Source organism: Sphingomonas ginkgonis, assembly GCF_003970925.1.
Classification (GTDB): domain Bacteria; phylum Pseudomonadota; class Alphaproteobacteria; order Sphingomonadales; family Sphingomonadaceae; genus Sphingomicrobium; species Sphingomicrobium ginkgonis.
This window is the reverse complement of the sequence record NZ_RWJF01000001.1, coordinates 439,813-461,687: the sequence shown is the minus strand read 5'-3', so window position 1 is coordinate 461,687 and position 21,875 is coordinate 439,813. Positions and strand designations below refer to the sequence as shown.

At 71.2% G+C, this 21,875-nt stretch carries 21 protein-coding genes and 1 tRNA gene; 7 read left to right on the top strand and 15 right to left on the bottom strand.

The genetic code is table 11. The features are described from left to right. Window positions 1–44 precede the first annotated feature (44 nt). Together HMF7854_RS02290 and HMF7854_RS02285 are read right to left on the bottom strand one after the other, a co-directional pair. The gene (locus tag HMF7854_RS02290) at window positions 45–1,640 is read right to left on the bottom strand and encodes an isocitrate lyase (RefSeq protein ID WP_126717623.1); all 1,596 of its coding nucleotides are present in this window, start codon (window positions 1,638–1,640) and stop codon (window positions 45–47) included. A 52-nt stretch (window positions 1,641–1,692) separates the two neighbouring features. After that, complete coding sequence (locus HMF7854_RS02285; RefSeq protein ID WP_126717622.1) at window positions 1,693–1,896, bottom strand: DUF4170 domain-containing protein; 204 nt, start codon at window positions 1,894–1,896, stop codon at window positions 1,693–1,695. A 195-nt stretch (window positions 1,897–2,091) separates the two neighbouring features. On the opposite strand from HMF7854_RS02285, the gene HMF7854_RS02280 reads away from it, so the two are divergent. Continuing rightward, complete coding sequence (locus HMF7854_RS02280) at window positions 2,092–3,501, top strand: helix-turn-helix domain-containing protein (protein WP_221766403.1); 1,410 nt, start codon at window positions 2,092–2,094, stop codon at window positions 3,499–3,501. Here the strand turns inward: HMF7854_RS02280 and HMF7854_RS02275 are convergent. After that, window positions 3,498–4,409 (bottom strand): DUF5996 family protein, encoded by a 912-nt coding sequence (locus HMF7854_RS02275; RefSeq protein ID WP_126717620.1) that lies wholly within the window; start codon window positions 4,407–4,409, stop codon window positions 3,498–3,500. The genes HMF7854_RS02280 and HMF7854_RS02275 overlap by 4 nt on opposite strands. An 82-nt stretch (window positions 4,410–4,491) precedes the next feature. On the opposite strand from HMF7854_RS02275, the gene pheS reads away from it, so the two are divergent. Next, complete coding sequence (pheS, locus tag HMF7854_RS02270; protein WP_126717619.1) at window positions 4,492–5,553, top strand: phenylalanine--tRNA ligase subunit alpha; 1,062 nt, start codon at window positions 4,492–4,494, stop codon at window positions 5,551–5,553. Beyond that, on the top strand, window positions 5,550–7,907 hold the full coding sequence (gene pheT, locus HMF7854_RS02265; protein ID WP_126717618.1) for a phenylalanine--tRNA ligase subunit beta: 2,358 nt from the start codon (window positions 5,550–5,552) through the stop codon (window positions 7,905–7,907). The genes pheS and pheT overlap by 4 nt, the downstream gene beginning before the upstream one ends. Here pheT and HMF7854_RS02260 read toward each other — a convergent pair. Genes HMF7854_RS02260 through ftsE form a run of 4 tightly spaced genes read right to left on the bottom strand, consistent with a single transcriptional unit; the run spans window position 7,884 to window position 10,688 of the window. Beyond that, entirely contained in the window at window positions 7,884–8,579 is a 696-nt protein-coding gene (locus HMF7854_RS02260; RefSeq protein ID WP_338056325.1) for a lysophospholipid acyltransferase family protein, read from the bottom strand. The genes pheT and HMF7854_RS02260 overlap by 24 nt on opposite strands. Next, window positions 8,579–9,118 (bottom strand): YdcF family protein, encoded by a 540-nt coding sequence (locus HMF7854_RS02255; RefSeq protein WP_126717616.1) that lies wholly within the window; start codon window positions 9,116–9,118, stop codon window positions 8,579–8,581. The genes HMF7854_RS02260 and HMF7854_RS02255 overlap by 1 nt, the downstream gene beginning before the upstream one ends. Continuing rightward, on the bottom strand, window positions 9,115–9,984 hold the full coding sequence (locus HMF7854_RS15640) for a cell division FtsX domain-containing protein (protein ID WP_185829126.1): 870 nt from the start codon (window positions 9,982–9,984) through the stop codon (window positions 9,115–9,117). Before HMF7854_RS15640 ends, HMF7854_RS02255 begins: the two co-directional genes overlap by 4 nt. Further along, window positions 9,984–10,688, bottom strand: coding sequence for a cell division ATP-binding protein FtsE (ftsE, locus tag HMF7854_RS02245; RefSeq protein ID WP_126720015.1), 705 nt, complete (start codon window positions 10,686–10,688; stop codon window positions 9,984–9,986). Before ftsE ends, HMF7854_RS15640 begins: the two co-directional genes overlap by 1 nt. Window positions 10,689–10,819: 131 nt before the next feature. Here ftsE and HMF7854_RS15975 point away from each other — a divergent pair, with 131 nt between their 5' ends. Then, on the top strand, window positions 10,820–11,782 hold the full coding sequence (locus tag HMF7854_RS15975) for a zinc-ribbon domain-containing protein (protein ID WP_126717615.1): 963 nt from the start codon (window positions 10,820–10,822) through the stop codon (window positions 11,780–11,782). Between the two features lie 9 nt (window positions 11,783–11,791). Here HMF7854_RS15975 and HMF7854_RS15590 read toward each other — a convergent pair whose 3' ends face one another. After that, a complete protein-coding gene (locus HMF7854_RS15590) occupies window positions 11,792–11,962 on the bottom strand; it encodes a hypothetical protein (RefSeq protein ID WP_185829125.1) in 171 nt (56 codons plus the stop codon). A 198-nt stretch (window positions 11,963–12,160) separates the two neighbouring features. Between HMF7854_RS15590 and HMF7854_RS02235 the strand changes: the two genes are divergently transcribed. Then, a tRNA-Leu gene (locus HMF7854_RS02235) sits at window positions 12,161–12,247 on the top strand. 80 nt (window positions 12,248–12,327) lie between these two features. On the opposite strand, the gene HMF7854_RS02230 is transcribed toward HMF7854_RS02235, so the two are convergent. The 5 genes from HMF7854_RS02230 to HMF7854_RS02210 form a co-directional block, all read right to left on the bottom strand. Next, window positions 12,328–15,093 (bottom strand): collagen binding domain-containing protein, encoded by a 2,766-nt coding sequence (locus tag HMF7854_RS02230; protein WP_126717614.1) that lies wholly within the window; start codon window positions 15,091–15,093, stop codon window positions 12,328–12,330. Window positions 15,094–15,118: 25 nt separating this feature from the next. After that, window positions 15,119–15,937, bottom strand: coding sequence for a fimbrial biogenesis chaperone (locus HMF7854_RS02225; RefSeq protein WP_126717613.1), 819 nt, complete (start codon window positions 15,935–15,937; stop codon window positions 15,119–15,121). A gap of 159 nt (window positions 15,938–16,096) precedes the next feature. Then, a complete protein-coding gene (locus tag HMF7854_RS02220; RefSeq protein ID WP_126717612.1) occupies window positions 16,097–16,609 on the bottom strand; it encodes a DUF4402 domain-containing protein in 513 nt (170 codons plus the stop codon). 221 nt (window positions 16,610–16,830) lie between these two features. Next, window positions 16,831–17,352 carry a DUF4402 domain-containing protein gene (locus HMF7854_RS02215; protein WP_185829124.1) on the bottom strand — a complete coding sequence of 174 codons (522 nt, stop codon included), beginning with the start codon at window positions 17,350–17,352 and terminating at the stop codon, window positions 16,831–16,833. 149 nt (window positions 17,353–17,501) lie between these two features. Next, the gene (locus tag HMF7854_RS02210) at window positions 17,502–18,011 is read right to left on the bottom strand and encodes a DUF4402 domain-containing protein (RefSeq protein ID WP_185829123.1); all 510 of its coding nucleotides are present in this window, start codon (window positions 18,009–18,011) and stop codon (window positions 17,502–17,504) included. 101 nt (window positions 18,012–18,112) lie between these two features. Between HMF7854_RS02210 and msrB the strand changes: the two genes are divergently transcribed. Both msrB and HMF7854_RS02200 read left to right on the top strand, forming a co-directional pair. Beyond that, window positions 18,113–18,526, top strand: coding sequence for a peptide-methionine (R)-S-oxide reductase MsrB (msrB, locus tag HMF7854_RS02205; protein WP_126717609.1), 414 nt, complete (start codon window positions 18,113–18,115; stop codon window positions 18,524–18,526). 42 nt (window positions 18,527–18,568) lie between these two features. Next, window positions 18,569–20,722, top strand: coding sequence for a transglycosylase domain-containing protein (locus tag HMF7854_RS02200; RefSeq protein WP_126717608.1), 2,154 nt, complete (start codon window positions 18,569–18,571; stop codon window positions 20,720–20,722). Here the strand turns inward: HMF7854_RS02200 and HMF7854_RS02195 are convergent. Next, window positions 20,684–21,388, bottom strand: a complete 705-nt coding sequence (locus HMF7854_RS02195) for a M48 family metallopeptidase (protein WP_239016800.1) — start codon at window positions 21,386–21,388, stop codon at window positions 20,684–20,686. The genes HMF7854_RS02200 and HMF7854_RS02195 overlap by 39 nt on opposite strands. Beyond that, complete coding sequence (locus HMF7854_RS02190; RefSeq protein ID WP_126717606.1) at window positions 21,378–21,815, bottom strand: YcgN family cysteine cluster protein; 438 nt, start codon at window positions 21,813–21,815, stop codon at window positions 21,378–21,380. The genes HMF7854_RS02195 and HMF7854_RS02190 overlap by 11 nt, the downstream gene beginning before the upstream one ends. Window positions 21,816–21,875 lie beyond the last annotated feature (60 nt).

Here is a 21,875-nt window from a genome sequence, read left to right as displayed (position 1 = left end):
ACCCGGGTGCTGCCCGGGCCACCTTCTTATCAACCAGAACGATGTCAGGCGGCGAACTGGTTCATCGTGTTGTGGACGCCGCCCGCCTTGAGCGCAGCCTCGCCGGCGAAATATTCCTTGTGATCGTCGCCGATGTCCGAGCCGGACATGTTCTGGTGCTTCACGCAGGCGATCCCCTGGCGGATCTCCTCGCGCTGGACGTTCTGGACATAGCCGAGCATCCCGGCGTCGCCGAAATACTCGCGCGCCAAATTGTCGGTCGACAGCGCCGCCGTGTGATAGGTCGGCAGGGTGATGAGGTGATGGAAGATGCCGGCCCGCGCCGCGGCGTCGCGCTGGAAGGTCCGGATCCGCTCGTCCGCCTCGGCGCCGAGCTCGGTCCCGTCGTAGTCCGCGCTCATCAGCCTCGCCCGGTCGTAGGCCGACAGGTCGCGATCCTCCTTCTCCCACGCGTCGAACACCTGTTGGCGGAAGTTCAGCGTCCAGTTGAACGAGGGCGAGTTGTTGTAGGCGAGCTTGGCGTTGGGAATCACCTCGCGGATGCGGTCGACCATCGCCGCGATCTGCTCGATGTGCGGCTTCTCGGTCTCGATCCACAGCAGGTCCGCGCCGTTCTGAAGCGAGGTGATGCAGTCGAGCACGCAGCGGTCCGCACCCGTGCCCGGGCGGAACTGGTAGAGGTTGGACGGCAGCCGCTTGGGCCGCAGCAGCTTGCCGCCGCGGTTGATGATGACGTCGCCGTTCGCCTGCGCGATGTCGCCGACCTCCTCGCAGTCGAGGAAGGCGTTGTACTGGTCGCCAAGGTCGCCCGGCTCGCGGCTGAAGGCGATCTGCTTGGTGAGTCCGGCGCCGAGCGAATCGGTGCGCGCGACGATGATCCCGTCGTCGATCCCCAGCTCGAGGAAGGCGTAGCGCACCGCCCGAATCTTCGCGAGAAAGTCCTCGTGCGGGACGGTCACCTTGCCGTCCTGGTGGCCGCACTGCTTCTCGTCCGAGACCTGATTCTCGATCTGGATCGCGCAGGCGCCCGCCTCGATCATCTTCTTGGCGAGCAGGTAGGTCGCCTCGGCATTGCCGAAGCCGGCATCGATGTCGGCGATGATCGGGACGATGTGGGTCTCGTGGTTGTCGATCGCGTTCAGCAGCCGCTGCTCCTCGATCGCGTTCCCCGCCTCGCGCGCCTTGTCGAGCTCGCGGAACAGGCCGCCCAGTTCGCGCGCGTCGGCCTGGCGGAGGAAGGTGTAGATCTCCTCGATCAGCGCCGGGACGCTGGTCTTCTCGTGCATCGACTGGTCGGGCAGCGGCCCGAACTCGGAACGGAGCGCCGCGATCATCCAGCCCGACAGGTAGAGGTAGCGCCCCTTGGTCGTGCCGAAATGCTTCTTGATGCTGATCATCTTCTGCTGGGCAATGAAGCCGTGCCAGCAGCCGAGCGACTGGGTGTAGGCCGCCGGGTCGGCGTCATAGGCCGCCATGTCGCGGCGCATGATCTCGGCCGTGTGGCGGGCGATGTCGAGCCCGCAGGCGAAGCGATTCTGCAGCCGCATCCGGGCCACGGCTTCCGCGTCGATCCCCGACCAGGGGGTGCCGTTGCCGGCGATCAGCTGCGCGGCGGTGGTGGTCTGCGACTGGTAAGACAAGCGCGTTTCCTTCTTTATGTTGTGGTGCAAGCGGCTGAGCGCCGCGGCGCGGTTAGCGACCGCCGATGCGGGGCTCGATCGCGATGGTGTAGCGTTCGGTCGCGGCGCAATTGTCGCGGAAGGTCAGGCGCTGCCATTCCATCCGCGCCTTGAGCTCGTCCTGGAAGGGGCCGCAGACCCGCTCGGTCCCCGGCTGGATCCGGCTGAAGGCGCAATCGCTATATTCGCCGCCGATCACCCAGTAGCGCTGTGTCATGGTCCGTCTCCACACGGGGGCCGACCGGGGGTGGGATGGTGGCGAGTGAAGACTTGCCAACGCGTCCACACACCGACGAATCGGCGGTTGTTACGGAGCCTTCCAACACTCGCGGGGCCGGATGGCAGCGGCAAAAACGGTCCGCTTGTCACAGATTGACTTGTGATTCTGTGCTCGGCTTGACAACAAACCGTGATGGCGACCGCAGCAAAGCTCTTCCTCGGCCACCGGCTGCGCCGGCTCCGCAAGGAGCGCGGCCTGTCGCAGACCGACATGGCGTCTACGCTCGCGATCAGCCCCAGCTACCTCAACCATCTCGAGCGCAACCAGCGGCCGGTCACCGCCGCGCTGCTGCTCAAGCTTGCCGATACCTACCAGGTGGACGTGCTGAGCTTCGCCTCGGGAAGCGGCGCCCGCACCGGCCCGGACGAGCTGACCGAGATCTTCGCCGATCCGCTGCTCAGCGACCTCAGCGTCCCGCGCTACGAGCTGGTCGAGCTCGCCCACAACGCGCCGACGGTCGCGGAAGGGATCGCCCGCATCTATGCCGCGCTCAAGGAGGCGGAGCGGATGCCGGCGCTGGCCGAGGCCGACGACGCGCGCTCGCTGGTGACCCCGGAGAACTGGGTGCGCGACTACATCCAGGCGCACCGCAACCATTATCCCGAGATCGAGGAAGCGGCGGAAACGATCGGCGGCGCGCTGACCGACCCGCTGTCGGTTGCCGAACCGATGCGGCGACGGCTCAAGGACGCGTGGGGCATCACCGCCCGGGTCGTCTCCCAGTCGCTGCTCGGCAATCTCAGCCAGGCCTATGATCCCGACCGGCGGATGTTCCTCATCTCCTCCCAGCTCCGGCAGGAGAACCGCACCTTCGCGCTCGCCTACCAGCTGGCGGTGACCGAGTTTGCCGGGCTGTTCGACCGGATGGTCGGCGACGCCTCCCCGCCCGACGAGGGGATCGCCGAGCTCCTCCACATGCATCTCGCCAACTATGCCGCGGGGGCGATCATGATGCCCTACGGCAAGTTCCTCCGAAGCGCGGAGGAGATGCACTATTCGATCGACCGGCTGTGCGGCGAATATGGCGCCAACGTCGAGCAGGTGGCGCACCGGCTGACCACGCTCAACCGCCCCAATGCCCGCGGCGTCCCCTTCTTCATGCTGCGGGTCGACCCGGCGGGGAACATCTCCAAGCGCTACGCAGGCGAGAAATTCCCCTTCTCGCGCTTCGGCGGCACCTGCCCCAAGTGGAACCTCCACGCCGCCTTCCAGGCCGCCGGCCAAGTGGTCACCCAGCTGATCGAGACCCCCGACGGCCACCGCTACTTCACTGTCGCGCGGACGATCGAGCGGCCGATCAAGTCGGACCTGAGCGGTGGGCTGCTGGCGATCGGGCTCGGCTGCGACATCAGCTATGCGCATAAGCTGCACTGCGCGGAGGGGATCGACCTCGACCGCGCGCCGGTGGTGGCGGTCGGCCCGGCCTGCACCATTTGCCCACGGATCGACTGCGGCTACCGCGCCGCCCCGCCGGCCGGCCGCAAGCTGGCGGTGACCGGCAACCGCAAGACGATCAGCCCCTACCCGTTCGTCCCCGCCTAGGGCGCGACCGGTTCGCGCTCCAGCGCGGCGCGGTCCCAGCGCGCGAGATCGGCGGCGGCGGCGTAGCTCGACCGAAGGAAGGCCGAGAGGACCGCCGCGGGGTCGGCCGCGGCGCGCACCGCCGCATAGTCGAGCACCCACTCGCCCATCGCCGCATCGAACCGTCCGGGCGCGACCGGCGCCTGGCGGAACCCGTCGGGCTCGGGATAGGCGTAGCTGTAGAAGAGCGGCGGCGCTTGCGTGACCCCGCCGGGCCAGAAGCCCGCGCTCGACACTTCATGGCTGTAGGCCTCGCGGGTGATCCGGTCGGGCAGGCCGGGGATCCCGCCGGGGTGCGCCGGTGCCGGGCGCCCGGAGAAACGGGTCACCGCCAGGTCGAAGCTCCCCCAGAAGAAGTGCACCGGGCTGGCCTTGCCCTGGAAGCCGGCGCGGAAGGTCTCGAAGATGGGGACGATCCGCTGCAACGCCGCGTGCAGCCGGGCGGCGCTGTCGGGACGATAGTCGCGTGGCTCCTGATCGTCGGCGAAGCGCGGGGCGTCGGCGATCTCGTTGGGGCGGCCGTCGAAGCGGCTCGGCAGCCCGTGCCGGTCGAGCAGCGCGACGAGATCGGCATGGAGCCGGCTGACCGTGGTGCCGGCGAAGGGCAGCAGGTCGCGCTCGCCGCCGCTCACCTCCAACGCGATGCCGTGACGGCAGAGGTCGAGCGCGAGGCTCCATTGCCGCCCGTCGGGCGCTGCGCTGGGCAGGGTCGCGAGGCCGCTGGCGGTCGGGCGTAGCGTGATGTTCCAGCCATGGTTCTCCCAGGTCGAGTTGGCGAGCCGCAGCTTGCCGACCATTTGGCTGGCGAGGTGCAGCAGCGCGAAGGTCGGGCCGTCCTCTGCCGGGTCGAGCCGTGGCCAGTCGCTCATCCTCTGCCTCCCGTGGTCCTGAGTCTCGCCCCCCACTGTAGCGAGGTTGTCCTGCCCGCTGCCATTTTCTAAGGCCGCGGCCATGGACAGCGCCCCGCTTCTCGATCGTATCGCCGCCGCCGACAGCTTGACGTCACTCGAAGGCGTCCGGGTCGCGCTGCTCGGCAAGTCGGGCGAGGTCACCCAGCTGCTCAAGACCCTGGGCGGAATGGACCCGGCGACCCGCGCCAGCGAGGGGCCCAAGATCCACGCGCTGCGCGAGGCGGTCACCAACGGGATCGCGGCGCGCAAGGCGGCGCTGGAGGATGCGGCGCTCGAGCAGCGGCTGGCGACCGAGCGGCTCGACCTCTCGCTCCCCGCGCCCGAACGGCCGCTGGGCAGCGTGCACCCGGTCAGCCAGGTGATGGACGAGCTGGCGGAGATCTTCGCCGACCTGGGCTTCGCGGTCGCGGAAGGGCCGGAGATCGAGGACCAGTGGCATAATTTTACCGCGCTCAACATGCCCGAGAGCCACCCGGCGCGGGCGATGCACGACACCTTCTACCTCGAACCGAAGGACGTTGAGGAAGCCAAGGTCCTGCGCACCCATACCTCGCCGGTGCAGATCCGCGCGATGCAGGCGCTCGGCGCGCCATTGCGGGTGATCGCCCCGGGCCGCGTCTACCGCTCGGACAGCGACGCCACCCACACCCCGATGTTCCACCAGATCGAGGGGCTGGTGATCGACCGCGACATCACCATGGGCCACCTCAAGTGGACCCTGGAGACCTTCCTCAAGGCCTTCTTCGAGCGCGACGACATCGTCATCCGGCTCCGTCCCAGCTACTTCCCCTTCACCGAGCCGTCGGCCGAGGTCGATGTCGGCTGGTCGATGGAGAAGGGCCGCCGCGTCGTCGGCGGCTCGGAAGGCTGGATGGAGGTGCTGGGCAGCGGCATGGTCCACCCGCGGGTAATCGCCGCCGCCGGGTTGGACCCGGACGAGTGGCAGGGCTTCGCCTTCGGCACCGGCGTCGACCGGCTGGCGATGCTCAAATACGGGATGGACGACCTCCGCGCCTTCTTCGATGGCGACCTGCGCTGGCTCAAGCACTACGGCTTCGGCGCGCTCGCCACCCCCACCCTCTCGGCGGGAGTGGGCGCATGAAGTTCACTCTGTCCTGGCTCAAGGACCATCTCGACACCGCCGCCGGCGCGGAGGAGATCGCGGCGAAGCTGACCGCCATCGGGCTGGAGGTCGAAGGCGTCGAGAACCCCGCCGAGGCGCTGCGTCCCTTCACCGTGGCGCGCGTGCTCACCGCCGACCGCCATCCGCAGGCGGACAAGCTGCAGGTGCTGACGGTCGACACCGGCGCGGGCGACCCGCTCCAGGTGGTGTGCGGCGCCCCGAACGCCCGCGCCGGGCTGGTCGGCGTGTTCGGCGGCCCCGGCACCTATGTCCCGGGCAGCGACATGACGCTCAAGAAGGCGGCGATCCGCGGTGTCGAGAGCAACGGGATGATGTGCTCCTACCGCGAGCTGGAGCTGGGCGACGACCATAGCGGGATCATCGAGCTGCCCGCCGAGGCGCCGGTTGGGACCAGCTTCGCCGACTATGCCGGGCTCGACGACCCGGTGTTCGACGTCGCCATCACCCCCAACCGCCAGGACTGCATGGGCGTTCGCGGCATCGCCCGCGATCTCGCCGCGGCCGACGTCGGGGCGCTGAAGCCGCTGGCGGTGCCGGCGATCGAGGGCGGGTTCGATTGCCCGGTCCCGATCCGGATCGAGGACCCGGAGGGCTGCCCGGCCTTCTTCGGCCGAACGATCCGCGGACTGCGCAACGGCGAGGCGCCCGAGTGGATCCGGCGGCGTCTGAGCGCGGCGGGGCAGCGACCGATTTCGGCGCTGGTCGACCTCACCAACTATGTGATGCTCGACCTCGGCCGGCCGAGCCATGTCTATGACGTCGCGCAGCTGAGCGGCGCCGTGACCGCCCGCCGGGCCCGCGATGGCGAGACCGTCACCGCCTTGAACGGCAAGGATTATGCGCTCACCCCGGCGATGACGGTGATCGCCGACGACGCCCAGGTCCACGACATCGGCGGGATCATGGGCGGCGAGCATAGCGGTGTCGCCGACGGCACGACCGAGGTGCTGCTCGAGGTCGCCTGGTTCGATCCCGAGCGGATCGCCCGCACCGGCCAGGCGCTGGCGCTGACCAGCGACGCCCGCAGCCGGTTCGAGCGCGGGGTCGACCCCGGCTTCCTCGACGACGGGCTGGCGATCCTCACCGGGCTGATCCTCGAGCATTGCGGCGGCGAGGCGAGCCGCGTCGAGCGGGTCGGCACCCCGCCGCTCAGCGAGCGCCGCATCGCGTTCGACCCGGCGCGCACCGCCTCGCTCGGCGGGGTCGAGGTGCCGCCGGCCGAGCAGGTCGCGATCCTCGAGCGGCTCGGCTTCACCGTTTCCGGCGGCGAGGCGAGCGTTCCCACGTGGCGTCGCGACATCGACGGCCCGGCCGACCTGGTCGAGGAAGTGACCCGGATCCACGGCTTCGACCGGATCCCGTCGACCCCGCTGCCGCGCGCCTCGGGGGTCGCCCGCCCGGTCGCCACGGCGTCGCAGCGGGTCGAGCGGCGGGTTCGCCGCGCCGCCGCCGCGCGCGGGCTCGACGAGGCGGTCACCTGGAGCTTCATCGCGCCGGCGGAAGCCGACGCGGTCGGCGGCGCGGCGCACGTCCTCGCCAACCCGATCAGCGAGGAGATGAAGGCGATGCGGCCCTCGCTGCTGCCCGGCCTCGTCGCCGCCGCCCGCCGCAACGCCGATCGCGGCCAGCCGGGCATCCGCCTGTTCGAGCTCGGCCGACGCTACCTCGCCGAGGGAGAGCGGCCGACCGTCGGCATCCTTCTCGCGGGATCGCGCGAGCCGCGCGGCTGGCGGAGCGGCAAGGCGCAGGGCGTCGACGCCTTCGACGCCAAGGCCGAAGTGCTGGCGCTGCTCGAGGCGGCGGGCGCGCCGGTCGCCAATCTCCAGCTCGCCCCGGGCGCGGGCGAAGCCTGGCACCCCGGTCGCTCGGCACGGCTCGGGCTCGGCCCCAGGCAGCTGCTCGCGGTGTTCGGCGAACTGCACCCCCGCCTCGCCAAGGCGCTCGACGCCCCGGCCGGTACGGTCGCGGCGGAGATCTACCTCGACGCCATTCCCGCGCCGCGCGGCCAGGGCCGGGCCCGCCCCGCCTTTGCCCCGCCGGCGCTGCAGGCGGTCACCCGCGACTTTGCCTTCACCGTCCCTGCCGAGCTGGCCGCCGACGCGCTGGTCCGCGCGGTGCGCGGGGCGGACAAGGCGCTGATCACCGGGGTGCGGCTGTTCGACCGCTACCAGCCCGAGGGCGGCGATCTCAGCCTCGCGCTCGAGGTTACTCTCCAGCCGCAGGACCGGACGCTGACCGATGCCGACATCAAGGCGGTCAGCGACAAGGTCGTCGCCGCCGCCGGGAAGCTAGGCGCGGTCCTCCGCGGCTAGTTCGAAGCGGTTGATCGCGGCGTGGACCCGCGCCTCGATCTCGTCGCGCCTGAGCCCGGCCGGGATCGTCTCGCCGACCGCGAAGCGGATCCGGCCAGGACGCTTCATCAGCCCCGCCATCGCCCGCCCACTGTCGACCGCGATCGGGACGACCGGCAGGCCCAGCGCCCGGTACAGCCCCGCGAACCCTGACCGCAGCGGGGGCATGTCGCCCACCCGGGTGCGGGTACCTTCGGGATAGATCACCACCGCGCGGTTCACCGCCTTCGCGGCCTTGCCCGCCGCCAGCATCTCGCGCAGCGCCTTGGCGCCCGCCTCGCGGTCGACGGGGATGACGCCATAGCGTCGCATCACCCAGCCCAGCCCGGGCGTGTCGCTCAATTCGCGCTTGAGGACGATCACCGGCGTGTCGCCGCGGCGGACCACCTCGAGCGTCTCGGCCTCGGCCTGGTGCTTGACCGCGATCAGCCAGCAGCCGCGCGGGATCTCGCCTTCCCATTCGATCGGGATCCGCAGCAGGCGGGTGACCAGCCAATGGTGGTAGCGGGTCCACTGGTGGACGTGGCGGCGCATCGCCGGCGTCCCTGCCAGCGCGACGAGGAAGCTCGACAGCACATAATAGACGGTGCCGCCGTAGAAGAGGACGGCGAACAGGAGCGAGCGCAGCCGCATCACACGTCGAGCCAGACCGCGAGCCGGCGCAACACATATTTGCTGTACTCGCCGAACAGCGTGGTGAGGCTCGGCTCGGTCGGCACCGCGTCGGTGACGATCCGCGTCCTGCTGCCGAGATGGCGGCGGAACTCGTAGGCGGAGCGGCGCATGTGCCAGTCGCTGGTGATCAGCCACACCGACTTGTAGCCGCCGCGGTCGAGCCAGCGCTTGGCCTCTTCCGCGTTGGACCGGGTGTCGACCGATTCCGAGCCGAGGTCGACGCAGCAGGCGATCAGCCGTCCGCCCTTGCCGTGCAGCCGGCGCAGCAGGTCGGCCTTGGTGACGCTCGGGTCGGCGCCGGCGATCAGCATCCGCGGCGCCTTGCCCGCGGCGAGCATCGCCATGCCGCGCTCGATCCGCCCGCTTCCCCCGGTCAGCACGACGATCGCGTCGGCGGCCGGGGTGCCGGCCGGCGCCGGCGTGCCGAGCGTGACCGTGAACAGCGCAAAGCCGAGCGCGAACAGGAGCAGGAGGAAGGCGCCGAGGCGGAGGATCACAGGTCGGCCCGCAACGCCTTTAGCAGCGCCCGCCGCGCCGCCACCGTCCCGACCGCCGCGCCGAGCAGCGGCAGCAGCGCCAGCAGCAGCGCGTCCCGCCAGCCGAGCAGCGCGCGCCCGGCGAGCTCGCCGACCAGCCCGCCGTCGCTGAGCAGCACCAGCAAGAGGATGATTCCGGCCGCGAGCGCGCCCGCGGCGCCGCCGACCAGCGCGTCGATCGCGATCCGCCGCTGGAACAGCCCGACCACCTGCTCGTCGGTCCCGCCGATCCCGTGCATCACCTCGATCGTCCGGCGGTTGGCGTCGAGCGCGCTGCGCGCCGCCAGCACAACTGCCGCGGCCATCGCGACGGTCATCAGCAGGACGAGGCCGGCGGCCAGCCACTGCAGCGCCGCCAGCGCGCGGCTGAGCGGGGCAAGCTCGGTCGCATAGGCCGACACCCGCGCTCCCGGCACCGCGCGCTCGACCGCAGCGGCGAGCGCGTCCGGGCTGGTGCCGGGCGCGAGGTCGACGTCGATCAGCCCGGGCACGGGGAGTTCGCCGCTGAGCTCGCCGGGGCCGAGCCATTGCTGAAGCGTCCGCCGCAGCTCCGCCTCGCTGACCGGGCGGACTCCGGCCACCCCCGCGGTGCGGCCGAGCAGGGCGACCGCAGAGGGGCTCTGCCGCGGTCCGTCGGGGAGCTGGACCGAGACGCGGTTGCGGACCCCGTCGCCGACCAGCCGCGCGGCATTGGCGACGGCGAGCCCGGCGGCGCCGACGATCACCGTCACGAAGATCATGATCGCGATCACCCACGGCGTCGGCGAGCGCCGGGCCGGGGGCAGGAGGCGGCGCTCCGCCGAAGAGGGGAAGGCCCAGGCCAGCATCACATCACCCGCGCCGGCGGGTTGCGCAGCGCGCCGGTGCGGTCGACCAGCTGCCCCTGCTCGAGCCGCAGCAGCTGCGCCCCGCGTGCAGCGGCGAGCAGCCCGACGTCGTGGGTGGCGACCACGATGGTGGTGCCGAGCCGGTTGAGCTCCTGGAACAGGTGGAGCAGCCGGGCCGCCATGTCCGCGTCGACGTTGCCGGTCGGCTCGTCCGCCACCAGCAGCTCGGGCTGGCCGATCACCGCGCGGGCGATCGCGACCCGCTGCTGCTCCCCGCCCGACAGGGTCGGCGGGCGGGCGCTGGCGCGATCGGCCAGCCCGACCCAGGCGAGCAGCTCGCGCACCGGCCCCTCGATCTCCGCGTCGCGCCGTCCCGCCACCCGCAGCGGAAGCGCGACATTGTCGAAGGCGCTGAGGTGCGGGATGAGCCGGAAGTCCTGGAACACGACCCCGATCCGGCGGCGGAAGGCGGGCATCGCCTCGCGCGGTGCCTCGGTCAGGTCCTCGCCGAACAGGCTGATCCGGCCGCGGGTCGGGCGCTGCGCGAGGTAGAGGAGCTTGAGCAGCGAGGTCTTGCCCGCGCCCGAGGGCCCCATCAGCAGGTAGAAGCCGCCCGCGCTCAGCCGGCAGTCGAGATCACGCAGCACCTCGGCGCCCGTGCCGTACCGCAGGCCAACGCTGTCGAACTCAACGATCGGGCCCAGCGTCCCATCCCCCGCTAACCTTCGTTTATCCCCTGCCATGCGCCGCTCACCTTGCCAATAAGCGCGGCATCCTGTTTATCTCGTTCACCACGGCCCGATCTTCGAGGGTGTGACAGTTTGAAAGGCCGCCGATGATCCTCACCTGCCCCGAGTGCGGGACGCGCTATGTGGTCAAAGACGGGGCCATTCCGCCCGAGGGACGGCAGGTCCGCTGCGCCTCGTGCCGCCACAGCTGGCACCAGGATCCCGAGGTCGCCGCGTCGGCCGAGCAGGTCGACGACACCGCGACCGCCGAGCTGGCGAGCCCGACGCTTGCCCACCCGGTGATCGACCCGGCGGCGACGCGCGCCGACCCGGACACGCAGCCGCTACCCGAGCCGGGCGCCGGCAGCATCGGCGCGCTCCACGACAGTGCCGCCTATTCGTCGCGCGAGGCGCCGGAGGAGGAGGCGGCGGCGAGCGAGGGCGGCTTCCTCAGCGAGGCCGTGCCGCCACCCGCCTGGCAGGCCGAGCCGCAGCCGGCGTTTGTCCCCGCGGCCGAGCCGGAGGAGGAGCCCGCTGCGACCGCGGCGAGCGAGCCGCTGGTGACCACCAGCTACCCGGAATCGCACCCGTTCCGGGCGGCGACCGCGGCGGCCAGTGGCGACGACGACTACAGCCCGTTCGCGACCCGCGCGCCGGTCGAGCGCGCGTCGCGGCGTGGACCGCTGATCGTGATCGGGGCGCTGGTGCTGATCGTGGCGATCGCCGCCGCCTTCTGGTTTCTCGCGCCGGCGCAGTGGAAGCAGCGGGTCGGGGTCGCCGACAACAGCGAGACCCCGCTGCTGCTCCAGGTCCAGCAGCACGACCGCCAGAAGCTGGAGAGCGGCAACGAGCTGTTCGCGGTCAGCGGCCGGGTGCTCAACCCGACCAACCAGACGCAGTCGGTCCCGCCGATCAAGGCCGAGCTGCGCAATACCTCGGGCAAGCTCATCTACAGCTGGACCATCTCGCCGCCGACCCGCGCGCTCCCGCCGGGCGCCAGCGCCGCCTTCAACAGCGCCGAAATGGACGTCCCGCAGGGCGCGGACATGCTGACGGTGACTTTGGGCTGATCCCGCCCGTCAGGGAAACTCGACGACATTCAAGGACTTGCGGCTGCCGTCGGGCTCGCTGACGACCAGCGTCGCGGGGGTATGGGGTTCGCTCGTGCGGCCCGCCACGACCCGCGCCGGGCGGACGATCCGGACGCTCACCTGCGCCACCGCGCTCGGCCCGCTGCGTGGCGGTGCCATGGGCTGCGCCGCGAGGGCGGCAAGTGCGAGCAGCGGGACCATCGCCAGGAGGAAACGGCGGTCGCACGCGAAAGTTAAGCGCTCTTTAGAGTTTGCTCCGAAATGGTACGGACGAACCGGCATTGCGCGCCCGGAAATCGGCTGCTAGAGGCCTCCGCCTTGCCAGCCCCGGCCTAGCCGCCGCGGGATCTACGATGTGCGGTCGTGGCGGAACTGGTAGACGCGCAGCGTTGAGGTCGCTGTGGCCGAAAGGCCGTGGAAGTTCGAGTCTTCTCGACCGCACCATCATGCCGGAACGACGGTCCTGCCGGGCAGGGCCGTCCTCGCACCCCACCCGATCCGTCGAAATCGTCTGAGACGACTTCCTATCGCGCGCTGGCGACCTTGGCCGGCACGGTGGCGCTGACCCGGATCGTGCCGAGCCGGACCCTGCTCTTCTCCGGGGTCACGGCGATGGCATCGCCGAGCGCCGCGGGCGAGCGCGCCGCCTGCGCCGAATCCCGCGTCAGCCGGAGCGCGTAGCGGCCGTAGCCGACCCGCTCGAACAGGAAATAGCCGTCATAGTCGGTGCGGGTGGTCGCGACGACATGGCCCGCTTGGTCGACCAGCTCGAGGTCGAGCCCCTCGAACCCGCCGCCGCCGTCCTTGATCAGCACGCCCTCGACGTCGCCGGCGCCGACCAGCGGGATCTCGACCTTGGCCGCGACGCCGGGCCGCGGCGTCACCACCTGCGCGGCCTTGGCGGGCACCAGCATCGGGTCGGCGAGCGTCGTGGTGTCGATCCCGATCGCGACCGGCCGGTAGAGCTGCAGCCCCCCGACGCTGGCGAGCCCGCGGGCATCGGTCGGCCGCTCGGCGGTCTGCATCCCGGCGGTGATCAGCGCGCCCTTCTCGAGCGGCTCGCCGGGATCGCGCACGCCATTGCCGTTCAAATCGCGGAAGACCAGCGCGTCGACGCTTCCGGCGGTGGCGAGCGGCTCGCGCGACAGCCGCATCCGCTCGCCCCCGCCCGACAGCGAGAAGACGAGGTTGAGCCCGGCCGCGACCGAGCCGTCGCTGGCCGCTTCGCCGGTCAGCGCCAGCGCCAGGGTGGAGAGGCGGCGGATGTAGCCGACCCGCGCCCGCGCGCGGTGCGCTGCGCCGTCCCAGGCGAGCGTCGTCTCGAGGTCGGTCGTGTCCCCGACGCTCCAGTAGCCGCTGAGCTCGGCCTGGCGGAACCGGCCGCCATGCGCGAGGTCGAACTGGCCGGCGCCGCGCAGCCGCACCCCGCGGATCCGGCCCGAGCCGATCACGGTAAGGTCGAGCTGCCCGGGGCTCGCCGAGGCCCCGGATCCGAGCGTCTTCTGCATCTGCACGACGGTCGCCAGGTTGAAGCGGTTGAGCTGCACCGAAGAGCGGAGATTGGCGCTGAGCAGCCGGTCGCCCCCCGCCATCTCGGCGAAGCGAAGGTCGCCGTGGAGCGGGATGGTGGTCCGTCCCAGCTTGAGCGGGGCGTCGAGCGCGAGGCGATGCTCCTGCGCAAGCGCTCCGGCGCCCCGCGCGCGGAAGTCGCGCCCGACGATCGTCTGGGCGGAGAGGTTGACCGACCCCACGCGGGCGAGCGCCTGCGCGCGGAAGGCGAGCCCGCCGCGGTCGTCGGCGGCGATCCCGGCCTCGACCAGCGCCGGCCCGATCGAGCGGCGCACCGCCCCCTCGACGAAGGTGACCCGCCGGTCGTCGACGGTCAGCGTCTGGACGAGCGCGGCGACCGAGGTCCGCTGGTCGAGCCCATGCTCTACCGACACCGCGGCCCGCAGCCCCTCCCGGGGCGGCGGGTCGGTGGTGGCGAGCGCGCCGCCCTGCAGCAGACTGGCCGGCGGGTCGCCCAGCAGGGTCGCTGCCGGCGGCCCGGTCGCGGCATGGCCGAAGGAGAGGAGGTCGCGCCCCGGCTGGTTGATCCCCGCCCAGTACCAGGTTCGGCCCGGCGGGACGCTCTGCTCGCCGACGTTGATCGTCTCGATCCGGCTCCGCACCTGCCCCTGCGGGCCGTAGCTGATCACCTCGAGACGGTTGTCGCCATAGAGCAGCTGGACGTCGTCGAACCGATACCGGTTGTCGGACGTGGCGGGCGCGAAGGCGATCAGCTCGCCGTTGCGGTAGAGCTCCGCCTCCCAGCCCGACGGCAGCTCCCCGCTCAGCGCGGTGCGGTCGAACGCCAGCGGCTGGGCGAGCGGGCGGTTGGTCAGCAGCAGGCCGCGCCCGGCGCTGACGTTGTTGCCGGTGAAGGCGTCGCCGAAGCTCTCGACGTCGCCGGCGGCCAGGGTGGTGGCATGGAGCGGGCCGAGCAGCCCGCCATCGGGATCCGAGCGGAAGGCCTTCATGCGCAGCGTCTGCGGCCGGCCGCGGCTGGTGGTGGTGAGCCGGGCGTCGACGCTGAGCCCGAGCGCTTCGCCCGCGGCGACGAGCGAGGCGCGGCGGTCGACCCGCACCCCGCTGTGCGCGTCGTAGGTCGCGCCCGCGTCGACCACGAAGTCGAGCGCCGGGGTCCGCCACATGCGATAGGGGACCCGCACCTGCGGCAGGCTGGAAAGATCGAAGCTCGCCTTGTGCAGCCGAGCGGCGCGCTCGCGGCGCTCCTTGGCCAGCTCCACCGGCAGCTTGGCCTCGCTGGTCACCAGCAGCACCGAGCCGCCGGTGACCGGCCTGATGCCGAGCCCGAACCAGCGCCCCAGCGCCTCCGCCCCGACGCACCAGCCTTCCGGCACCTCGCGGATGGTGGTCGCGGCGAGCGCCTCGGTCCGGCCGCCGTAGCTGACCGAGCGCGCGGCCTGGTCGATGCTGATCCGGTTGGTCTCGCGGAACGCCCAGCCGCTGGCGCGATGGGCGCCGAGATCGATCTTCATCGGCACGTCGAGCGCGGCGAGGAAGTCGCCGAGGAGGACGCAGGTACCCTCGGGCGTATTGTAGGCGCGCACCCCGTCGCCGAACACGCGCTGGCGGAGCTGGACGTCGAGCATGAACTGCTCGTCAGGGTCGGCGGTCCAGGCCGGGTTGACCGGCGCGGCGGCGGGCGCGGCGGCGGTGCCGGCGACCAGCGCCAGCACCCCCGCGGCAAAGCGCGAGACGCGCCGCCAGCCGAACCCGAGCCGCATCGAGGGAAGTCCCGTCCGGGCCGGCCTAGCGGAGGACCGTCCGGGCCTCGGCGACCAGCAGCGGCGGCCCGTCGCCGGTCTCGAAATATTGCACCGTCACCGGCCCGCCGACGGCGCCCTTGGTCTCGTCGAGCGGGATCGACAGGCTGCGCCGCTGGAGCTCGGTGTAGACCGCCACCCCGCGCTGCAGCCCGACGAGGTCGCTCGACCCGGCCCGATAGACCCGGACCTCGCCATAGGTCGAACGCGAGCCGCTGCGGGCGAGGTCGAGCGCGATCGCCGGCTTGCCGCCGTCGCGCGCCAGGTGGACGTTGCTGATCGCCGCCTTGGCCTGGAGGTTGCCGAGCCGGACGATAACCGGGATGGTGACCCCGTAGACCGGGGTGAGCTGGAAGCCGATGCCCTTGAAGTCGGCCGGCGCCTTCACCGCGGGCTGCGGCGGCGGCACGGCGCGGAACAGGAGGTGGACCCGATACTCGCCGTCGGGCAACCCGGCGGGTGCCCGCGCCGAGACCCGGATCGACTGCGGCTGGTTGGGGGGGAGGGTGATCCGGCGGGGCGCGTAGAGGATCATCGCCTCGGCCTGCTTCTCCGCCTCGCTCGGCGCGGTGACCTCCTCGAACGAGCCGTCGCTCTTCATCCGGCGCATCTCGAGGCTGATCCGGTAGGTCGCGACGTCGTCGCCGATATTGTTGAGGATGACCTCGGTGCCGCGGCTGCCGTTGAGCACGATGCGGGTCGGCGCGACCAGCAGGTCGCCGACCCCGGCGGCGGCCGGCGCCGCGGTGAACAGGAGCGCGGAGGCGACCAGCGATCCGCGCAGGACTGACGTGACTAGAGACATTCAGGGCTCCCCTTCGGCGGCGGTCAAGCCGCCGTTCCGGTCCCGGTTTGCCCCATAATGGTTACTTTGGAGCTAACCATGCCCCGCGCCGCGCACCCCAACGAAAAGGGGTCGCCGTTGCCGGCGACCCCTCGTCCACTTGGCCCCTTGGTAAGGGGATCAGTTATAGTCGACGGTGACGTTGATCGCGCCGCTGTAGAGCCCGTCGGTGGTCGTCGGGGTGATCACGATCGAGCCGCCGACCGGGAAGTTGACGCCCGCGGTGCCCGAGTTGCCGAGCGCGACGCTGGCCTGCACCGACGGGGTGAAGGCGATGGTCGTGCTGTCGTTGGCGTTGGTCAGGTTGGTCGCCGCGGAATAGATGAAGACGGTCTGGTTGTTGGTGCCGGTGACCTTGTACTGAGCGACCGCGGTGGTGCCCGAGCAGGTCAGCCCCGCGCTGCCGCAGGTAAGCGCTCCGGCGGGGGTCAGCGACACCGTCTGATTGGCCGTCAGCGTGCCGAGCAGGATGGTGCCGAAGTTGAGGTCGGCGACGCGGGTCAGCGTCAGCGGCTTGACGATCTGCGCCTTGGCCACCGGCGCGGTCCCGGAAACGGCCACCGGTGCGGCGGCCGCCGGGGTGGCGGCGGCAGCGGCAACGGCGAGCGCCGCGATACGAACGAAGGTCTTCATGTGATTCGGTCCCCACTGGTTCAGACAGACCGCTGCGTCCACTTCGGAAACAGCGTGAGGACTGCATTAACCCTCACCACTTACGGCTTGGCTGAAGGTCTTGGTTAACGGCGCGTTGAGGTTTGCCCCGTTCCGGCGGCAACAGCGCCAATACGAAAGGGGCCGCGCGCCCTGGCGGCGCATGACCCCTCCCGTCTGACCGGCCCAGCAGCCGGAAGCGATTATTGATAGTCGACGGTCACCGCCATGGTGCCGGCATAGAGCCCGTCGCCGGCGCCCACGGGGACGTCGAGCGAGCCGCCGATCGAGAAGGGCGCGCCGGTGCTGTTGCCGTTGGCGCCGAGATTGACCGTGGCCGGGGCGTTCAAGACAACCGTCAGCGTCTGCGCCGCATTGTTGGCGTTGGTGATCGTCACGTTGGGCGCGGCGACCGTCACCACCGCATTGTTGGTGCCCTTGACCAGATAGTTGGCGGCCGAGGTCGCGCCCTGGCAGGTCAGCCCGCTGGTCCCGCAGCCGACCAGGGCACCGCCCTGGCTGACCGTGACGGTCTGGGTCGAGGCATAGCTGCCGAGGATGATCGTGCCGAAGTTGAGGTCCGAGCTGGCGGTCAGCACCAGCGGGCGGACGATGTTGGCCTTGGCCACCGGAACGGTGCCGGAGACCGGCACCGGGGCGGCGAGCGCGGGCGTGGCGCCCAGCGCGGCGACGGCGAGCACGGCCGCCTTGGTCAGAGTCTTCATTGGTCTTGTCCCCACTTTGGTCCGAGTTGACCCGGCATCATCGGGTGAACCGGATGTCGGTGAGGCTGGCATTAACCGCGTCCGCTTGCCGCTTCCCTGTGGAGGGAAGTTAACGGGGCGTTTGCATTTCCGCCGTTGCGGAGCCTTCTTCAGAGATATTCGACGGTGATCGGGATCTCGCCGCGATAGTCGCCCTCGGCTTCCCCGCTGATGTCGAGCCGACCGCCGAGCCGCACCCGCAGCAGCCCGCTCGAATCGAGGCGGGCCACCGCCGGCGCGTCGCTGACGAGGTCGGTGATGCGGATCTGGCCGCCGCCGATCCCGCTCATCCTAATCTCCGCCGGCAGGTCGATCCGCACCAGCCTTCCGGCTTCCCCGCGGATGACGATGGTCCCGGCGAACGCCCGGCCGCCGATCTCCTCGACTCCGGCGAGGCTGCGCGACCCGTCGGGGCCGAGCCGGGCCTGGCCGCCGGCGGGGCTGCGCAGCACCAGCCGGTCGAAGTCGAGCCGGGTCTCCACCTCCAGCCGCATCGGCGTCGCCGCGGTCGCCGGCTCGCCCAGCCCGGGCGCGGACCCGCACAGCCGGCATTGCGCCCCGGCCGGGGAGCCGGGGCCCGCCAGCACGGCCGCGAGCAGCAGGAGCAGGACGAGCCGCATCGGCTGTTCTTGCCTCCATACTGGTGAAGTTCGCGTAAACGCCCCGCTAACCATTGCGGCGGTCCCGGCGCTCACCCACATCGTGCCGGAAAGGATCCGCGATGACCGAAGACAAGAAGATGCCGGCCAGCGAGCAGGAGTGGCGCGAGCGGCTCAGCCCCGAGCAGTACCAGGTGCTGCGCCAGTCGGGCACCGAGCGGCCATGGACCGGCCACCTCCTCAACAACAAGGAGCAGGGGCAATATGTCTGTGCCGGCTGCGGCGAGCCGCTGTTCGGCAGCGACACCAAGTTCGAGAGCGGCAGCGGCTGGCCGAGCTTCACCGCCCCGGCCGTCGAGGGCAGCGTCGCCGAGCACCGCGACGTCAGCCACGGGATGGTGAGGACCGAGGTCCGCTGCGCCAAGTGCGAGGGCCATCTCGGCCATGTCTTCCCCGACGGGCCCGGCCCCAACGGGCTGCGCTACTGCATCAACTCGGCCGCGCTCGACTTCGCGCCGGGCTCGAAATCGGAGTGACGCTTGCAGGGGGGCGACCGAGCCGATAGCTAACGCAGCCACATGGCCAGTTCGCCCCCCGGAAGGTTCAGCCGCACACTGGTCAGCATCCTGAAATGGGGACTGGGCTTCGCGCTGCTCGGCGTCCTCGCGCTCGGCGTCGCGGTCGCGGTCGCCATGTCGCAGCTGCCAAGCTACCAGCAGCTCGCACAGCGCAACGACCTCGGCCAGATGATCCGGGTCCATGCCGCCAACGGCCAGGTCATCCTCTCGCTCGGGCCGACCTTCGGCGAATGGATCCCCTACGAGCAGATCCCCGCCTCGATGCGCGCGGCGATGATCGCGGTCGAGGACCGGCGCTTCCGCAGCCATGTTGGCGTCGACCCGATCGGCATGGCGCGCTCGGTCAAGGTGCGGGTCGACACCGGCCACTGGCGCCAGGGCGGCTCGACCATCACCCAGCAGCTCGCCCGCAACATCTTCCTCACCAACAACAAGACCTTCGGGCGCAAGGTGAAGGAGGGCGTGCTGGCGCTCGCGCTGGAGCGCAAGTTCAGCAAGGACCAGATCCTCGAGCTTTACCTCAACCGGGTCTATTTCGGCGGCGGCGCCTACGGGATCGACGCGGCGAGCCGGACCTTCTTCGGCCACGACGCCCGCCACCTCTCGCTGGCCGAGGCGACGATCATCGCCGGGCTGGTCAAGGCGCCGTCCAACTATTCGCCAACCGCCGACGTCGACGCCGCGCGGAGCCGCTCGGCGGTGGTGCTGAACTCGATGGAGCAGAACGGCTTCATCACCTCCGAGCAGGCCGCCAGCGCCGAGGCCAACGCGGCCAGGATCGTCGTCCAGCCCGACCAGAAGCAGAACAGCATCCGCTACTTCACCGACTGGGCGCTGCCCCAGCTCGACACGCTGATCGACGAGACCAGCCGCCCGATCGAGGTGTGGACCACCATCGACACCGGGATGCAGGGCGCCGCCGACAAGGCGGTGGTGGCCAATGCGCCGGCCGGCGCGCAGGGCGCGCTCGTGGCGATGGACCGCGACGGCGCGGTGCGGGCGATGATCGGCGGCAAGGACTATGTCAGCTCGCTCTACAATCGCGCCACCCAGGCGCAGCGCCAGCCGGGATCCTCCTTCAAGCTGTTCGTCTATCTCGCCGCGCTCGAGAGCGGGATGAAGCCGACCGACACGATCGTCGATGAGCCGGTCACGATCGATGGCTGGACCCCGCGCAACTCGACCCGCAGCTATGCCGGCTCGGTCACCCTGCGCGAGGCCTTCTCGCGCTCGATCAACACGATCAGCGCCAAGATCGGGTCGCAGCTCGGCTTCTCGACGATCGCCGACATGGCGCATCGGTTCGGGATCAGCGGGCAGATCTCGACCTATCCCTCGATGGTGCTGGGCACCTCCGAGGTCCGGCTGCTCGACATGACCCGCGCCTACGCCTCGGTCGCCAACAAGGGCATCGCCGTCACCCCCTACGCGATCACCAAGGTCGTCTCGGGCGATGGCCGGCTGCTCTACCGCAAGGACAATAGCGACGACCGTGTGCTGGTCGCCCCGTGGGTGGCGGCCGAGATGATGGACCTGATGCAGTCGGCGGTGCTCAGCGGCACCGGCCGCGCCGCGCAGATCGGCCGCCCGGTCGCGGGCAAGACCGGGACCACCAACAGCAACAAGGACGGCTGGTTCATCGGCTATTCCTCGGGGCTCACCACCGGCGTGTGGATGGGCCGCGACGACAATCGCGCGATCCCAGGGCTGCAGGGCGGCACCGCCCCCGCGCGCGCCTTCCACGACTTCATGGTGGTCGCCACCGCCAAGCGCCCGGTCGAGCAGTTCGAGACCCAGGTGCCGATGCCCGACTGGCAGCTCGACCCGGGCGAGGAGAATGGTGGCGGGACCGCGCTCAACCCCTCGCAGCCGCTGGTCGACGAGAACGGCAACCCGATCAACGTCCAGCCGAACGACCCCTACGGGCAGGTCCAGCAGGTCGATCCCGCGACCGGGCTGCCGCTGGACAATGGCCAGCGCTTCCCGCCCGGCACCCGTCCCGCGCCCGCCACCCCGGCGACCCCGCCGCAGCAGCGGCCGGGGCAGCCGGACCAGAACGAGCTCGACCGCATCTTCAACAGCCCGCCGCCTCCGCGCGAGCGGCAGGCGCCCCCGTCACAGCCGGCCGACGGCGCGGAGCCGGGGGGCTACTAGCCGAAGCTCGGCGCGCGCGGCGGCGACGTCGCCGCCGAACAGCCGCCGCTCGGCGGCGCGGAACTGCGGCCCATGGTCCATGTGCAGCCGGTGCGCGACCTCGTGCGCGACGACGAACCGCCGCGCGCCCGGCGAGGCGAGGATCAGCCGCCAGCTGAAGCGCAACGCGCCCGCCGCCGAGCAGCTGCCCCAGCGGCTGACCGGGTCGCCGACTGCGACCGAGGCAACCGTCACCCCGGCCTCCCGGGCGATCGCCGCCACTTCCGCGCTGAGCCGGTCGCGCGCCATGTTCCGCAGCCACAGCAGCACCCGTCGCTCCAGCCCCTCGAGCGGGCCGCCGCAGTGCAGCTCGGTGCCGACCAGCCGGATCGCCCGCGGCCGCCCCTCCGCGTGGACCAGCTCGAGCTCGCCGCCGTCGAACGGGATCCGCGCGCCGGGTCGCAGCGGCAGCCCCTCCGGGCGCTTGGCCAGCTGCGCGCTGACCCAGCCCTGCTGCTCGGCGGCCCAGGCGAGCGCCGACCGCTCCGACACGCGGCGGGGAATGGTCAGCTTGAGCATCGTCCCGCCATGGTCGAGGCGGAGCCGCATCACCCGGGCGGTGGCGATCCGGCGGATGGCGACGGGCAGTGGGAGCGCCGGGTGCCGGTGCAGCCCGTCAGAGCTCACGATCGACCATGTGGAACTCCAGCTCGCCGGCATCGACCTCGCTGATCGTCCAGCCGCGGGTCGACTGGCCGGCCTGGTGCACCGTCTCGCGGCTGCCCGACTTGAGATAGTGCCAGTCGGGCAGCGGCTGCCCCTCGTAGCGCAGCTTGTAGGCACAGGTGGAGGGCAGCCATTCGAGCTCGTCGAGCCGGTCGCGGCTGAGCTGGACGCAGTCGCCGACCAGCGCCTTGCGCCGCGGATAGTCGGTGCACTGGCCGGTGCGGCGGTCGAGCAGCTTGCAGGCGACGTTGGTCGGGAACAGCTCGCCGGTGTCCTCGTCCTCCAGCTTGTGGAGGCAGCAGCGGCCACAGCCGTCGCACAGTGCCTCCCATTCGCCGCGGTCGAGCTCGGCGATCGGTTTTTCCCAGAATAGAGGTGCGCTGTTCATGGCGAACACAGCCTTGATCTGCTAACCGCTAATGATCAAGCGGGTTTGAGATGGGGTGAA

Excerpts from the sequence above, each read along its gene's own strand:
- HMF7854_RS02285 (WP_126717622.1), bottom strand. The coding sequence starts at position 1,896 with ATGACACAGCGCTACTGGGTGATCGGCGGCGAATATAGCGATTGCGCC.
- HMF7854_RS02280 (WP_221766403.1), top strand. The coding sequence starts at position 2,092 with ATGGCGACCGCAGCAAAGCTCTTCCTCGGCCACCGGCTGCGCCGGCTC.
- HMF7854_RS02275 (WP_126717620.1), bottom strand. The coding sequence starts at position 4,409 with ATGAGCGACTGGCCACGGCTCGACCCGGCAGAGGACGGCCCGACCTTC.
- pheS (WP_126717619.1), top strand. The coding sequence starts at position 4,492 with ATGGACAGCGCCCCGCTTCTCGATCGTATCGCCGCCGCCGACAGCTTG.
- pheT (WP_126717618.1), top strand. The coding sequence starts at position 5,550 with ATGAAGTTCACTCTGTCCTGGCTCAAGGACCATCTCGACACCGCCGCC.
- HMF7854_RS02260 (WP_338056325.1), bottom strand. The coding sequence starts at position 8,579 with ATGCGGCTGCGCTCGCTCCTGTTCGCCGTCCTCTTCTACGGCGGCACC.
- HMF7854_RS15640 (WP_185829126.1), bottom strand. The coding sequence starts at position 9,984 with ATGCTGGCCTGGGCCTTCCCCTCTTCGGCGGAGCGCCGCCTCCTGCCC.
- HMF7854_RS15975 (WP_126717615.1), top strand. The coding sequence starts at position 10,820 with ATGATCCTCACCTGCCCCGAGTGCGGGACGCGCTATGTGGTCAAAGAC.
- HMF7854_RS15590 (WP_185829125.1), bottom strand. The coding sequence starts at position 11,962 with ATGGCACCGCCACGCAGCGGGCCGAGCGCGGTGGCGCAGGTGAGCGTC.
- HMF7854_RS02230 (WP_126717614.1), bottom strand. The coding sequence starts at position 15,093 with ATGCGGCTCGGGTTCGGCTGGCGGCGCGTCTCGCGCTTTGCCGCGGGG.
- HMF7854_RS02225 (WP_126717613.1), bottom strand. The coding sequence starts at position 15,937 with ATGTCTCTAGTCACGTCAGTCCTGCGCGGATCGCTGGTCGCCTCCGCG.
- HMF7854_RS02220 (WP_126717612.1), bottom strand. The coding sequence starts at position 16,609 with ATGAAGACCTTCGTTCGTATCGCGGCGCTCGCCGTTGCCGCTGCCGCC.
- HMF7854_RS02215 (WP_185829124.1), bottom strand. The coding sequence starts at position 17,352 with ATGAAGACTCTGACCAAGGCGGCCGTGCTCGCCGTCGCCGCGCTGGGC.
- HMF7854_RS02210 (WP_185829123.1), bottom strand. The coding sequence starts at position 18,011 with ATGCGGCTCGTCCTGCTCCTGCTGCTCGCGGCCGTGCTGGCGGGCCCC.
- msrB (WP_126717609.1), top strand. The coding sequence starts at position 18,113 with ATGACCGAAGACAAGAAGATGCCGGCCAGCGAGCAGGAGTGGCGCGAG.
- HMF7854_RS02200 (WP_126717608.1), top strand. The coding sequence starts at position 18,569 with ATGGCCAGTTCGCCCCCCGGAAGGTTCAGCCGCACACTGGTCAGCATC.
- HMF7854_RS02190 (WP_126717606.1), bottom strand. The coding sequence starts at position 21,815 with ATGAACAGCGCACCTCTATTCTGGGAAAAACCGATCGCCGAGCTCGAC.